The organism is Paenibacillus sp. FSL R7-0216 (genome assembly GCF_037969915.1).
Classification (GTDB): Bacteria; Bacillota; Bacilli; order Paenibacillales; family Paenibacillaceae; genus Fontibacillus; species Fontibacillus rhizolycopersici.
Window position 1 is genome coordinate 2,027,310 of the sequence record NZ_CP150222.1, and the last position, 14,987, is coordinate 2,042,296.

The following is a 14,987-nucleotide window of genomic DNA, read 5'->3' on the forward strand; positions in this document are numbered from 1 at the left end:
ACCTGCACATGTTTTCATTAAGCCGCAGAACGAAAGGCGAAGTCGTCTTCGATACACTGAATAATTTGGGAATGCTGCTGATCTGCTTCGTCACGCTGTATCCGATTTGGTACGTCCTGATCAATGCGTTTAACGACGGGAAGGACGCCATGCTCGGGGGGATTTACTGGTGGCCTCGGATTTTCAGCCTCGAGAATTTCAAGGCGGTATTTGATAATCCGGGCATTATGACCGCGATGGGACTTACGGTAGCCAAGACCGTCATTGGCGTTGTCGCGCACGTGTTCTTTACCGCGATGGTCGCCTACGCCTTCTCCCGCAGAGAGCTGATCGGAGGGAAGCTGTACATCCTATTGGGAACAATCACGATGATTTTCTCAGGGGGGCTGATTCCAACCTTCCTGCTCATCCGGGATTTGCATATGCTTGATAATTTCATGGTTTACATTATTCCAGTGCTGTTCAGCTTTTTTGACCTCATTATCTTCATGACCTTCTTCCGGGAAATTCCCGATGGATTGGAGGAAGCGGCCCGGATCGACGGAGCGAACGATTGGGTTGTATTCTTGAGAGTCGTGCTCCCGGTCTCAATGCCGGTATTGGCAACGATCGCCTTGTTCCACGGGGTCTATCAATGGAACGATTATTTTACGGGGATTATTTACGTCAACAACGAGAACCTGCAGCCGATCCAGACGTTTCTATACCGGGTTGTGGCCCAGTCCAGTTCCAACATCATGACGACGGCCGTACAGGGCAGCGCGGTGACTAAGACAGTCACTTCCCAATCGATCAAACTGGCAACGATGGTCGTAACGACCCTGCCGATCGTGTTCGCTTATCCGTTCCTGCAACGCTATTTCGTTAAAGGGATGATGATCGGCTCGATCAAAGGCTAAGAAGCGGTATAGGCCGACTCACCACGTTCGTGGTAACTCCTCCGAGCCGCTTCTCGGCGGCTTTGGAGTTGCACATAAAAGGAATCACACCAAATGAGAAAAGGGGTAAAAAGCATGGGCATGAAAAGCAAGTCCAAAAAAATGATGATGCTGCTGATGGCGGCCATCATGGTCCTGTCTCTGGCTGCTTGCGGCGGTAATGGCAATGCGAGTAAGGAAAGCGCTAACAACAAGCCTGCCAACACCAATTCGCAAGAATCGACCGAGCCGGCCGCAACACCATCGGCTGATGAACCAGGTTGGAAATCCGATACGTCTCCAATCACTTTCGACTGGTACCTGAACTTTGCCTGGTTCCCGAATAAATGGGGGGTTGACCCGACTTCCCAATATGTAACGAAGAAAACGGGTGTAAACATCAACTTCATCGTTCCTGCCGGGAATGAAAACGAAAAGCTGAACACGCTAATCGCATCCGGCAAGCTGCCTGATTTCATTACGCTGGGCTGGTATGAAGACGGCGTGAAGAAAATGATCGAAGGTGGACTTGTTGAGCCGCTGAACAAATTGGCGGAACAATATGATCCTTACTTCTTCAAAATCGCTGACCCAGACAAACTGGGCTGGTACACGCAGCCAGACGGGAATGTATACGGTTATCCGAACTCTTCCTCGTCCCCTAAAGACTATGAGCAATACGGCGATACGTATGTATCCAACCAAACCTTCGTCGTACGTAAAGATATTTATGAAGCCATCGGCAGCCCTGATATGCGTACACCGGAAGGCTTCGTGGCTGCTCTGAAAGCAGCTCAAGAGAAATTCCCTGAAATCAACGGTCAACCGCTGATTCCGTTGGGTCTGCATGAATTTACAGCTGTCGGTAATGACTCCTTGGAACAATATCTGCAGAACTTCCTGGCAATTCCGAGACAAAAAGACGGCAAGCTGTACAACCGTGAAACCGATCCGGAATATGTAACGTGGTTGAAAACGCTGCGCAAAGCCAACGAAGATGGCTTGCTGGCGAAGGATATTTTCATCGACAAACGCGCTCAAATGGAAGAGAAGATCGCGCAAGGACGTTACTTCGCGATGCTGTACCAACGCACCGACTTTGCAGCGCAATTGGGCACTCTGTACCAACAAGATCCAAACAAGATTTACATCGCGGTTGACGGTCCGGCGAACTCCAAACTGGATCCGCCTACTTTGAACGGTCCTTCGATTTCCGGTTGGACGGTAACATTGATCTCTAAAGATGTGAAGGATAAAGCTCGCGCCATTAAATTCCTGAGCTACCTGATGAGTGAAGAAGGTCAAAAAGACCTTTACCTGGGTGAAAAAGGCGTCAGCTATGACACGATTGACGGCAAAGACCAATTCAAACCGGAAGCCTTTGATCTCATGAATAAAGACCGGGCTGCATTCGACAAACAATACGGCTCCTCCTTTACCTTCTGGATGATGCAGAACACTAACATCACCCAGCAATGGCAGCCTGAATCGGTTGAACCGTACAAACAATTGGAAGACTGGACTCGCGGTAAAACCGTCAGTGTCTCCGAATTTGACTTGATCGATCCGTTGGCCAATTCGGATGAAGGCATTATCCTGAGCAAGATTAAAGATCTGCGCAGCAAGACGCTTCCGAAGTTGCTGATGGCACCGTCTGACGCAGAATTCGATAAGATCTGGTCCGATTACATCAAGAAACAAGAAGATCTGGGACTTGCCAAAGTGCAGGCGTTCCAGCAAACTAAGTATGAAGAGAACAAGAAGAAACTTGGCATGGAATAATCCTCGTTCTGCCCAAAAAATGCCCGCGAATCGCGGGCTTTTGGGCGTTTATGAAAAGGAGTCGCGCGGCATATGGAGAGAAGGAAGCCCTGGGCAGCATGGTGGGATTCGTTTAAATATTGGTTTGGGCGCCGCTCACTTCAGAGCCGCCTGATTGCTTCTTATATTTTCATTATTTTAGGACCCAGTTCGTTGGTGTCCTTTTATTCGTATCAAGCCATCAATAACATGTATGTCCGTGATGCCGAGGACAAGAATACCTCGTTGCTGGAGATGGAAATCCAGCATATCGATACCCAGATTGAGTCGATGGCGCGGGCAGCGCAAGTCTCCTACGACGATCTGGAAGTACAGGATTATCTAGCGAATGCGAGCGAGACAGGTGCTCGTGAACTCGTCAATTTCAGCTACTATACGTTTAAAAGCTTAACGCGAATCCAGTATTTAAACCCGAATGTGGAGCATCTGCGGCTCTTCTCAAGCAGTAACATCACCGAAATTTGGCCGATTTTCTTCCGGGAAACCCGTGTAGCAAGTGAGCCGTGGTTTCAAAAAGCGAAGGAAATGAAAGGAACGGAATCCTGGTCTTTTCAATACAATGATCCGGATTTGATGCAACGCTACAAAGGGCAAACCCCAGCGGCAACGCCAAAGGTGTCCTTGCTTCGAGAAATGAGCATTCCGACAAACCATCACGTCGGGATGGTTCAGGTCGACATGTTGCTGGAAAAATTCAGCCCAAGAACCTATTCCACCTTCCAGAACGGCGAATCGCAAATGCTGCTTGTGGATAGTGAAGCCCAGATTTTTACCCGCGACCCAAGCTCGTATCTTCGTACGAATCCGGAACTGGAGCAAGCGATCCGGGAGCGACTGATACGTTATAAAGAAACCGGGGTTTGGGATATTTATTACAAAGAGAACGGAAAATCATTTCTGCTGCTGCATAAGCCCATTGAGCGGATCAATGCGGATCTGTTGAATATCGTGTCCATGGACGGCGTGCTTAAGGAAATTTCACATATGCGCAATATTTTGATCGGAGCCAATATTGGGTTTATTACGTTGGTTACTGTCATTGCTTATATTCTTAATGCGTTTATTCTGAAGAATCTTCGTGTGCTTACGGAAGAAATGAAGAAGGTGCGGCGTGGGGAGACCTACAGCGGTATCACGATCCACGGTGGGGGCGAGGTCGGAGAACTGGCGCATCATTTCTCCAAGCTGATGAACACGATCAATACGCTGGTGGCCCAGGCCGTTTACAAGGAAGCGCTCACGAAGGAAGCGGAGCTGCGAACCCTTCATAACCAAATCGATGCTCACTTTTTGTATAATACGTTAGAGAACATCAAAATGCTGGCTGAAATCGAAAACCAACGGCAAATTTCCGATGCGCTGACTTCCCTCGGGGGAATGATGCGGTATAACTTCAAATGGTCCGGGGAATACGTGAAACTGCGCGATGAAATCCGCCACATCGAAAACTATATCGAAGTGATGAATATTCGCTTTGATGAACCGATTGAGCTGAAGTTGGATATTTCAAATGATCTTCTGGATATGGAGATGCTCAAGATGTCGCTTCAACCGATCATCGAAAACGCAGTGAAGCATGCTTGGACCGGGGATGAAACGGGAGCGCGAAACATCTCGATTCAGGTTCTGGAATTGCCGCAAAGCGATATCCGAATCGTAGTGACGGACAACGGAAGAGGGGTCGATGAAACCTCGCTGCTTGAATTGAACCAGGAATTAGACCGAGTTGGTTTGACAGATAAGATTCCAGGAAATTTTGCACCGTCGAATCATTACGGTATTGGCCTTCGAAATGTTCAAGAGCGCATACGTTTATATTACGGAAAACAGTACGGTCTGAAGCTTTTCAGCGAGCAAGGACAGTACACCCAAGTTGTGATGATCATGCCGAAGGTGCTGTTAACAGGGAGGGTTGGCACAGATGACAAAACTATTGATCGTGGATGACGAGAAGAATATTCGGTTTGGTCTGAAGACTATGATTGAACGTGAATTCCCGGGCCAATACGATCTCACTACGGCAGCTCATGGGGCGGAAGCCATCGAGCTATACCGGACCCAAGGTGCAGACATCATCATAACGGATATCCGGATGCCCATCATGGATGGAATCGCTTTGATTGAGAATGTGTCGGAAGGTCCGCAGCCGGAAGGGCAGGCCGGTCGGCCGCAAATTATTATTCTAAGCGGTTATGAAGACTTCAGGTATGCCAAAGCAGCCATCCGGTATCAGGCCGTCGACTATCTCTTGAAGCCGATCCGCCGGGATGAACTGTTCGCGGCGCTGCGAAAGTGTCAGGATAATCTGGCGAAACGCTCGCACATGGTTGAGCAATTAGCCGCTACGGAGAGCTATCGGTTGCAGGTTCAATCGGTGCGTCTGCAGGAACTCCTGCAGACGCAGCAGGAGCTGGCCGGGGAGGACCTTAGCATCTGGAGTTCCGAAATCGGTTTCGATCAATATGCATTCCCCTTTACGATCGCGGCTTTGACCTACAAAAACGTGGATGGGAGCCGCATGAAGAAAGAGGATTTAAAGTCGCTTGCTCTGCATATGTTCGAAAGTGTGGACGGCGTACTCAACGCTTCCTTGTTGGATCGCGAGGGGCGAATGATTTTAGTCGGGGGTCCACGCAGCAAGTTTGAGGAACTTTCGCTGCTGGCGGCGGAACGGGATCTTGACGGGATGTTGATCGGCGTGAGCGAAGAAGGAAGCCGGCTCACGGATCTGGCCCTATGCTATCGCCAGGCGTGTGAGTCGTTGAAATATACTTTTATTTATCCGAAGACTCGATTGATCTGGTATGAGGAATTGCAGATGAAGCGGTTGTCTTATCCTGTTCCGAGGGAGACCATCCGCAAGCTTGGGAATATCCTAGGTACGAATCGGGAAAAAGAAATCGGCTCGCTCCTGCATGAGATCTTCCGGGTTGATCAACTGCCGGAGTTGGATATGTCGTACCTGGAGGCGGTCAGCCGGCATATGAACGAACAGGTGCTGGATGAAGTGTTTCGCGTTTATGGCGAAGCTTCCGTCGACGTGCTGAAGCTCTACCGCAAAGTGGGGGATATGTCGAACTTCTGCCATTTTCACGACTATTTCCGATCGCTGGAACAGCTGCTCTCAGACCTTGACGAATATATCAAGGAAGTTCGATCCGCCCATAGTGAGCACGGAGATATGAAAGAAGCGGTGGCGTATATCGAAAACCATTACCACCGTCAACTGAATATGGCGATTGTCAGCAACCATGTATCGCTGAATTACTCCTATTTCAGCGAAGCGTTTAAGGCGTATACCGGCGAAAGCTTTGTGACCTATCTGAAAAAAGTAAGAATCCGAAAAGCGAAGGAATTGGTCGGAAAGGGTTCGCTTAAGCTGTCGGAAATCAGCAATGCCGTCGGATTCGAGAATACCCGTCATTTCTCTCGTGTTTTCAAAGAGCTGGAGGGCGTGTCTCCTCAGGAGTATCGCGATAAGCTGGTGGCCGGCAGCGCCTGGACCGCTGGAGCGAACACCCGCATGGACGAGGAGTGAAGCCAGGAGTTCGGAGTTGCTAAGCCCGTACCTATTAGGTACGGGCTTTTTTGCGTTTACCGAATTGTGAAAATTTAAAATGATAGAAATAGACCCTGACTTGGCACTGATGTATAATTTATCCAAGTGTGTTATGTAAGCGCTTTAGATCAGTCACCCAGAAATCTGCTGCGGAAAGCCCATTTCGGAGGGGATGAAAGGGAAGATGAAACGGATTCCAATGATGCTTCAATTGGCAGTCATCCTGTTCTGCGTCATGGCGGTTCCGGCGATTATTCTGACGTTGTTCAGCGGTACGCAAATCTTGCGCTACTCCGAGAAGGCGATTGCGGAATCTTCCTTGGCGGGATTAGACGCAAACCGAAGGTTGAACGAGAATGCGCTGAATAACTTGGCTCAGGATACAGTACGGCTCACGGCAAGCAGGGTCTTTGACCGCATCCGTCCATTTGAGAATTACCGAGAGCTGCAAGAGGATTACAATCATGTGAGCCAGGCATTGACGGTGCTTCGGGAACTGGTGAACCTGAACAACCGGGTGAACGGAGTGTACTCCTCTTTCTTTTACTTAAGCGGTGCGGATTATGTGATTTCGACCGACAAAGGCATTACGACTACGGACCGGTATGAACCGATCGGTTGGATGGAGAAGGTTCTGGAGGGACGACGAGGGATTAGCGGCGTGTGGGTACCTCGGAGGTTGAGCTCGGGAGAAACCGTGATCTCCTACGTGTTGCCCCTGAACCGGTTATCAACGACGACACGCGGGACGATCGTGGTCAACCTGCGGGAAAGCCAAATCGGAGAATATTTGCGATCCGCCGAGCCGGCCGACCACGGCTATCTGCTTATGCAAGCGGATGGGTTGATCATTTCGCACAATGACAAGGCGGTGCTGTTTACCGACGGAACCAAGCAACCGAACATGCAAGAGATCTTAGAAAGCCAGGCGCGGGAAGGTTATTCCTTTCATGAGCTTCATGGCGAGCGGCTTTTGTACACCTGGTCCCGTTCAGATTTATTCGGATGGTGGAACGTAAACGTTTATTCCATGGATGCGTTGATGGCCAAAACGAACAAGCTGCAGCATAATATCGTTTGGCTGACGGCTGCCGTGATCTTTGCCGGATCCGTATTGACGGTGTTTCTCGCGACCTGGCTATCCAAACCGTTGCGAAGGCTGGTCCGGACCGTTAGGTCCAGTGGCAGCCGAGGAGTAGCGGACAAAAATGAATTGACCTTCCTCGATGCTGTATTTAAACGAATGCAGGAGGAAGAGGAGCAGCTCTATAAGCTGCTTCAGGAACGGGAGCAGGATGTCCGCAGTTTGGCGGTTCACCGTTTGCTGCGAGGGGAAGAGGTCCAGCCGGCGACGGAGCTGTTTCCTGAACCCTATAGTTTGGTTGGCGTCCTTTCGATCGACCGTTACCGAAGTTACGCGGACATGACGAACCCGGAAACCCGAAGCTACCACCGATATCTAATCGTGACACATGGCGAGACCTTATTCCCTCCCGGAGTTGTTGCGAGATGCGTTTATCAAGGTGAGGGCTGCTTTGCCGTCGTGATCAACTTCGGGCAGGAGGAGGTAGATCGCGATTACGAAGGAATTAAGTCAGCGCTTGAGGCGTTGAGTCAATATGCGGGGGATTTGCTTGGCCATACGGTAACCGTTGGGGTCAGCAGCCGGACGGAGAAAAACGCCGGTCTTCAAGATCGCGCGGCGGAGGCCATGGAGGTCATTAAGCAGCGGATGGTTGACGGAGGCGGCGGGATCTCCTTCTGGAGCGAGGAAGAGGAACGCGGCAAGCCTTATCTTTATCCTGTAGATAGCGAGAGGCGAATTCTGAATTTCCTACAGGCGGGGAACCTTGAGCGCCTCTTAGAGGAATTGACTGTGATCCGCGTAGAAATCCAATCCGCACCCTCTATTTCCTACGACAATATCATGTTTATTTATCACCAGTTGGTTGGTGTCACGATCAAGGAACTGCGGGAAAATCAGATGAATCCTACGCGGATATTCGCCGGTCGGGGCAACATTTATTCCGCTATCGCCTCCATCGACACATTGGATGAGTTGGATCACTATATGCGTGAGTTCTACCGCGATATTCTCCAGTACCTTGCGCGTAGACCCGAGAGTGAACCCGGGCACGGGGAACGAATCCTCCGTTATCTGGATGCGCATTACTGCGAAGAAATCGTCTTTGAGGACATGGCTAAGGAAATTGGGATCAGTTACTCTTACATGCGCAAAATCGTGTTCGAAATGACAGGAACCAGTTTGATCGATTATATGAACCTGCGGCGGATCGAGAAAGCCAAGGGGCTGCTTCTGGAATCCGGGATGACGGTGAAACAGATTGCAGCGGAGGTCGGTTACGTGAACATTCAGAGTTTCAATCGGTTTTTTCGAAAGTATGAAGGGATGCCGCCGAGTAGTTACAAGGCTAGCAAGCTGCGGAGCTCGGGTTAAATTTCGTGGGAGCTGCTTTGCTTCGGGTTAGCCGAAGGAGGCGGCTCCATTTTTGCTTCAACCCTTCAGATTTGATCATAAAGTCCGGCAATCGCCATTACTGCAAGGGGAACGATCAAAAGTGATAAGGAAGATCAAAACTCATGATTTACGGCGGATTAAACGTGGGGGTATGATGTGACACAAACTCGTCATCGCTGAAACAACCGTGATGGAACCGAGACAGGCCAGACTGTGGAGGAGGTGAATGTTGTGAAAGTTGAAAGCGCTTCAAAATCGAAGCCTAAATTCAGAAATGACCCGGCGTTAGGTCGGGGGGCTGCATTCCATTTCCGGCGGGACTGGGAACTTTATCTCCTGTTATTGATCCCTTTGTCCTTTGTATTGGTGTTCAAATACGCGCCGATGTCAGGACTCGTGCTTGCCTTTAAGGATTACAAAATCGCCCGCGGGTTCTGGGGCAGCGAATGGGTGGGGTTCGAGGTGTTTGCCGAGATTTTCGCCAAACATGATTTCGGCCGCGCCGTCCGCAATACGCTTTTGCTGAATAGTCTCGACCTGGTCTTTAGCTTCACGATTCCCGTCCTGCTCGCCATCCTGCTCAATGAGATCAAGAACGTCAAGTTCAAACGGATCAACCAGACCCTGCTCTATTTGCCGCACTTCCTCTCCTGGATCATTATTGGAGCGATCGCTTATCAGCTGTTGAGCGAAAGCAATGGAGTCATCAACAACTTGATCGCAATGATGGGCGGCACGCGGATCCCGTTCTTGCAAGAGGACAACAACTGGTTGGTCAGTTATCTTGCGATCGGCATTTGGCAAAGCATGGGCTGGGGAACGATCATCTACCTGGCTTCCATGAGCGGCATAAACCCGGAGTTGTACGAGGCGGCGACCGTGGACGGGGCCGGAAGGTGGCGGAAGGTGTGGAACGTGACGCTGCCTTCGATTCGCGCGACGATCGTGACGTTGCTCATCATGAATTTAGGCCGGGTGATGGAAGGCTCGTTCGAACGGATTTTTGCCCTGCAAAATAAAGCGACCACCGAATTCACGACGACGATTCCCGTTCTGGTGTACCGCTGGGGGATCGAGAGCGGGAACTTTAGCCGTGCTACGGCGCTAGGGCTCTTCCAGTCCGTGATCGGGCTGGTACTCGTCCTGCTGGCCGACCGGGTGGCTAAGAAACTAGGCGAAGACGGGCTGCTCTAAGAAAGGAGGCGAACCATGAAAGCATCCGTAAACACGCTGCGACTCCGCCGCAAACATCGCTACGACGTCTGGGACGTCCTGATTCATCTCGCGTTGATCCTCGCCTCGCTCGTATGCTTGCTGCCGTTTCTTCATGTCATCGCCAAATCGTTAAGCGATGATGCGTTTGTCATTGCGAACAAGGTGTTTCTGTGGCCGGAAGGGTTTACTTTGGGAGCGTACAGCAAAATTTTCGCCGATGCCAGTATTCTGCGCTCTTTGTACGTGTCGGTGGTGGTCACGATTCTGTTCACCGTACTCGGCATGATCATCACGATCTGTGCGGCATATCCGCTGTCTCGCAAGCAATTGAAGGGCCGAACCACGCTGACGTTCCTCTTTATGTTTACTTTGTATTTCACCGGCGGGATCATTCCCGAGTACATGTTGATCAGCAATCTCGGCATGTTGGATACATGGTCAGCGCTTATTCTGCCGCAGGCGTTCAGCGCGTTCAACTTGCTGATCATGAAGACGGCGATCTCCAGCAGCATCCCGGTTAGTCTCGAGGAATCGGCTCGGATCGACGGTGCGGGGCATTTCCGGATCTTGTGGAGCATTGTACTTCCGCTCTCCAAGCCGATCCTGGCGACGTTGTCGCTGTTTTACGCGGTCGGACGCTGGAATGCGTATCAAGATGCGTTATTTTACATTAAACAAAGAGTAGACTTACGGCCGCTCCAACTGAAATTGTATTATCTGGTCATTCAGGCGAGCGAAAGCTTTCAACTGGAAGCCACGCAGGTTTCGCTAAGCAATCCCGAGGTGTTGAAGGCCTCGTGCGTTGTATTTGCCACTCTGCCTATTCTGTGCGTGTATCCCTTTATCCAGAAGTATTTCGTTCAGGGGGTCATGCTTGGGGCCGTCAAGGAGTAGTTATTATCGATTAGGGGGAATCGAGAAATGGGCAAAAAGTTTACCTGGATCCTGGTTTCGATGATTATTGTAGGTTTATTGTCAGGTTGTACGGGCGGAAGCGGCAAGAACGCCAATTCGAACAAGGGCTCGGACGAGTCGAGCCCTTCCGCGAATCAGAGCGCGGACGGTAAGTACGCCGATTATTCGGCTGGTTTTCCTGAGAAGGTCACGCTTGAGCTTCCTGTTTATGAAAGGGCTTTCGAGGGCTGGAATGTCACCGATAACTACTATACGCGCTGGATTCAGCAGGAATTTGGCGACAAGCATAACGTCACCGTGAAGTTCATCCCGATCACCCGCAGCAATGAGGTAACGGATTATGAGCAACTGTTGGCATCGCATAAGGCACCGGATATTATTTACCATTATGATATGCCTCAGGCTTTGGCCTACTATGGGGAAGGCGTGATGCAGGAGCTGGATTTGGACGAAATTGCCCATTACGCACCGACCTATTGGAAAACGATGGGGGACACCATAAAACAGTATGGGGCGGTCGACAAGAAAAACGTGTTTTTCTTCGGCGAGCGTCCAAGCCTGGACAGCTTCACGACGCTGATCCGCAAGGATTGGGTAGAGAAGGTGGGCATGAAGATGGAGGATCTCACCTCCCTGGAGAAATATAACGAGCTGCTAGCCAAGTGGAAGGAAGCGAGCCTGGGTGCCGGCGGCGAAACGTTAAAAAAGAACAACTACACGTTTAATTACGCGTTCCGCGACTGGCCGATCGACGAGAAATACCGCGCGTTGTATTCCGACCTGGGCGTGGCGGATCTGACTACCGCTGATACGGAGCGTTACCTGCGTAACCTGAACTATCAATATAACAACGGCTTGATCGATAAGGAATTCTATCTGCGCGATGATGAGAACAAGGCCAAGGCAGAATTTGTGGCAGGCAAAACCGGGACCTTTAGCTTCTATCTCTCCAGCAATACCGACGTGATCACCTCGACGCTGAAGAACAATCCGGATGCGGAATTTGCTGTGCTGGATGCTCAAGCCGGCGTGCCGGAGGGGCGGAAGCCGCAGGGACGCGCTTACTGGCCCTTTGGAATGATCATGGGCATCAATTATGAGTCTAGCGAGATGGAACGCGCCGCCGTGTGGATGTACCTGGAATGGATGAGCCAGCCGGAGAATCTGTTCTTCCTGCAAAACGGGGTTGAGGGCGAGAACTATACGCTGGATGCCGATGGCATCGCCGTGAAAAACGCGGATTTTAAAGGAGATTCCGTCCTCTCTCAGAACAACAACAAGGACTACTGGTGCCTCGTTGTCGAAACCGTGAAATACGATGATCCGAAGAAAATGCGGGAAGCCTATTTGCGCAGCATGTCGCCACCGGGATATGAGAATTTGGCTAAAGACTCCTTGGCTTTCTACGACAAGTATGCGGAATTCCGTACGCCGGATGCCCTGTACAGTGTGGTGCTCGAGAAAGTGAATGAATATAAGGCCGATCTGAATTCGCTGTTCCAGGAGTTGTATGTCAAGATCGCGATTGCGTCGGAGAGCGAGTTCGATGCTACGTACGAAGCGGCCAAGAAAACGTATCTAGATGCGGGGTATCAGGAAGTTCTCGACGAGAAGCAAGAAGCAATCGATGCCGGGAACTACAAATAGAGTAAAGGGCGAGGAGGATGGAGAGATGTTGAAGCTAAACACGGCCCCTTCCGAACTGAAGCCGATTATCGAACGCGTTGCGGAGTATACTTTCGGGATGGATCTGACCTGGGATTGGCCATGCGGCGTGGCTTATTACGGGATCAGCCGGGCGTTTGAAGCGACCGGGGAACCGGCCTATGTGGAGCGGATGGTTCAATGGTGCGAGGAGTACATCGAGGCTGGGCTCCCGGTCTGGACGGTAAATGCTTGCGCGATGGGACATATGTTGCTCACGCTGTATGAACAAACGAAGGAGCAGAAATATCTCGACCTGATCCTGAGCAAAATCGATTATCTGCAGAACCAGGCCCCGCGGTTCGGGGACCGGGTTCTGCAGCATACGGTGTCGGCGGGGAATGATTTCCCTGAGCAATGCTGGGCGGATACGTTGTTTATGGCGGCGTATTTCATGCTCCGCACCGGGGTGATGCTAGGCGAGAAGCCTTGGATCGACGATGCGCTCCATCAGTTCTACTGGCATATCAACTATTTGCAGAGCGAAGACACGGGCCTATGGTATCACGGGTACAATCACCTCAACCAAGATCATATGTCCGGCATTTACTGGGGGCGTGCCAACGCCTGGGCGGCTTATACGATGGCCCGCGCGGCCAAGGGATTGCCGGAGGCCTATTTGTATCCGCCGATGATGCATCTTTGGAGCTCCTTGCGCGACCAGTTAGCCGCGATGAAGAAGCTGCAGCATGAAGACGGCTTGTGGGGCACCGTGCTCGATTACCCGAACGCTTACGGCGAAGTGTCCGCTACGGCGGGGATCGCGGCGGCGATGATCACCCAAGGCAATCCGCTGCACGCCAAATATGTACAGAGGGCGTTGGACGGGGTTTTGGCGAACATCGCCGATAACGGGCGGGTTCTGAACGTATCCGGCGGGACCGCCGTGATGAAGGATATCGAAGGTTATCTTCACATCGATCGAAAATGGGCGCAGGGTTGGGGGCAGGGATTAACTCTCGCTTTGCTGGCCGCCGTGATCGAAAACGGGGAACAGGCTTAAAGAGGGGCTCAAGCGAAACCACGTGGTGGTTTCGCTTTTTTTTGTGCTTATGCTTTTTGTTAAGTTTCATTAAAGGTTCGCGCGTTAAGCTCATCTCATCAAGACAAAGACATCCGAGGAAGGAGGTGAGTGTCGTGAAACGATCTTCCATCACGGCTGGGATAGCCGTTATGGCGGTTGTCCTTTTTACGGCCATCATTTGCACCCAACTGTTCGGCGTGACGACGGCCAGTGCCCACATGGGTCACCATCAAGCGTGGCAGGATTCCTTTCGCTACGAACAACATGGGATGCCGATGATGATGCAATCGGACAGCCGGACGGAGGCGAGCGCCAAGCCGTTATGGCTGAGTCTGTTACAATTGGCTGCATGGATCGGCGGTACCGCGTTGTTTGTTAAAGCAAGCGGGATGCTGAAATGGGCGGGTGCTGGGTTCGCCGTCATTAGCGCAATGAGCTTGCTAACCCCATTGTGGGGTTTGATCGTTGTCATCTTGGGTTACTTCTTGTACCGAAAATGGACAAACCATCAACAGAATGCAATTCCGCAAGAGTCTATCGTGATTCCGTATCCGATCGATATCGGTCATCACCGAGGCCGATTCCTGGATGAATGGGAACGCAATCAATATAAGGAGGAAGAATAATATGGGGATTTTCGGAAGAATGAAAGACATGGCGGCGGCGGATACGCACCATCTGCTGGATCGTATGGAGGATCCGGTCAGCATGGCTAAATATTATATCCGGCAGCTAGAGGATCAGATCGATCATGCCCGCCTAGCTTTAAGAAACCAGCTTGCTGCCGAGCAGCATTATGATCTGCTGGTTGCCCAAACCGGACAAGTGATTGAGAAACGCACCCGTCAAGCCGGATTGGCGGTCGATCGCGATCAGGATGACATTGCGAAGCTGGCGATTCAGGAAAAGCTGCATCAGGAGAAGCTGCAGCAGACGTACCTGGAGCAACGCGAGGTCATTCGGAAACAAACGGCAGCCCTGCAGGGCGAAATTGGCCGATTGGTAGAGCTGCATAAGGACCTCAGTAACAAGCTAACGTTCCTCCTTGCACGCAAAAATGCCATGACTACGCTGCGGGCAACGAACGCAAGTATAACGGCAGGAGACACCGGGAAAATTATTCGCGGATTTGATCGCATGGAGCAAAAAGTAATGCGGTTAGAGGCTGAGGTATCGGCTGTACGATCGGTGGATCAAGACGGGCTTCGCTTGGCCGATTGGTCGGAACAGGATGAAGTGCAGGCCGAATTGGCCAAACTGAAAGCGGCCAAGCTAAGCTCATAAGAGGTTGCTGTTTTAGTCATCAGTCATCAGCCACGATAGCGCAAGAGAGCCTGCCGACAATCCGGCAGG

Annotated in this window: 11 protein-coding genes; all 11 read left to right on the top strand. The window is 51.1% G+C overall.

Translation table 11 applies throughout. The features are described from left to right. The first annotated feature begins 8 nt into the window (after positions 1-8). The 11 genes from MKZ15_RS09010 to MKZ15_RS09060 all read left to right on the top strand — a co-directional run bounded on the left by MKZ15_RS09010 (position 9) and on the right by MKZ15_RS09060 (position 14,918). Positions 9-899, top strand: coding sequence for a carbohydrate ABC transporter permease (locus MKZ15_RS09010; protein WP_155605136.1), 891 nt, complete (start codon positions 9-11; stop codon positions 897-899). 114 nt (positions 900-1,013) lie between these two features. Next, the gene (locus tag MKZ15_RS09015; protein WP_155605137.1) at positions 1,014-2,699 is read left to right on the top strand and encodes an extracellular solute-binding protein; all 1,686 of its coding nucleotides are present in this window, start codon (positions 1,014-1,016) and stop codon (positions 2,697-2,699) included. Positions 2,700-2,771: 72 nt separating this feature from the next. Continuing rightward, the gene (locus tag MKZ15_RS09020; RefSeq protein ID WP_155605138.1) at positions 2,772-4,685 is read left to right on the top strand and encodes a sensor histidine kinase; all 1,914 of its coding nucleotides are present in this window, start codon (positions 2,772-2,774) and stop codon (positions 4,683-4,685) included. Then, positions 4,660-6,276, top strand: a complete 1,617-nt coding sequence (locus MKZ15_RS09025) for a response regulator (RefSeq protein ID WP_339821331.1) — start codon at positions 4,660-4,662, stop codon at positions 6,274-6,276. Before MKZ15_RS09020 ends, MKZ15_RS09025 begins: the two co-directional genes overlap by 26 nt. 205 nt (positions 6,277-6,481) lie before the next feature. Then, a complete protein-coding gene (locus tag MKZ15_RS09030) occupies positions 6,482-8,755 on the top strand; it encodes a helix-turn-helix domain-containing protein (RefSeq protein ID WP_193415067.1) in 2,274 nt (757 codons plus the stop codon). 252 nt (positions 8,756-9,007) lie between these two features. Next, entirely contained in the window at positions 9,008-9,970 is a 963-nt protein-coding gene (locus tag MKZ15_RS09035) for an ABC transporter permease subunit (protein WP_193415068.1), read from the top strand. Between the two features lie 15 nt (positions 9,971-9,985). Further along, positions 9,986-10,885 carry a carbohydrate ABC transporter permease gene (locus MKZ15_RS09040; protein WP_193415069.1) on the top strand — a complete coding sequence of 300 codons (900 nt, stop codon included), beginning with the start codon at positions 9,986-9,988 and terminating at the stop codon, positions 10,883-10,885. A gap of 27 nt (positions 10,886-10,912) precedes the next feature. Then, positions 10,913-12,553, top strand: coding sequence for an extracellular solute-binding protein (locus MKZ15_RS09045; RefSeq protein ID WP_155605142.1), 1,641 nt, complete (start codon positions 10,913-10,915; stop codon positions 12,551-12,553). Positions 12,554-12,578: 25 nt separating this feature from the next. Continuing rightward, complete coding sequence (locus tag MKZ15_RS09050) at positions 12,579-13,613, top strand: glycoside hydrolase family 88 protein (protein ID WP_193415071.1); 1,035 nt, start codon at positions 12,579-12,581, stop codon at positions 13,611-13,613. A gap of 134 nt (positions 13,614-13,747) precedes the next feature. Beyond that, positions 13,748-14,260 carry a hypothetical protein gene (locus MKZ15_RS09055; RefSeq protein WP_339821334.1) on the top strand — a complete coding sequence of 171 codons (513 nt, stop codon included), beginning with the start codon at positions 13,748-13,750 and terminating at the stop codon, positions 14,258-14,260. Between the two features lies 1 nt (position 14,261). Beyond that, positions 14,262-14,918: a PspA/IM30 family protein gene (locus tag MKZ15_RS09060; RefSeq protein ID WP_339821336.1), complete on the top strand. Its 657-nt coding sequence runs from the start codon at positions 14,262-14,264 to the stop codon at positions 14,916-14,918. Positions 14,919-14,987: the final 69 nt, after the last annotated feature.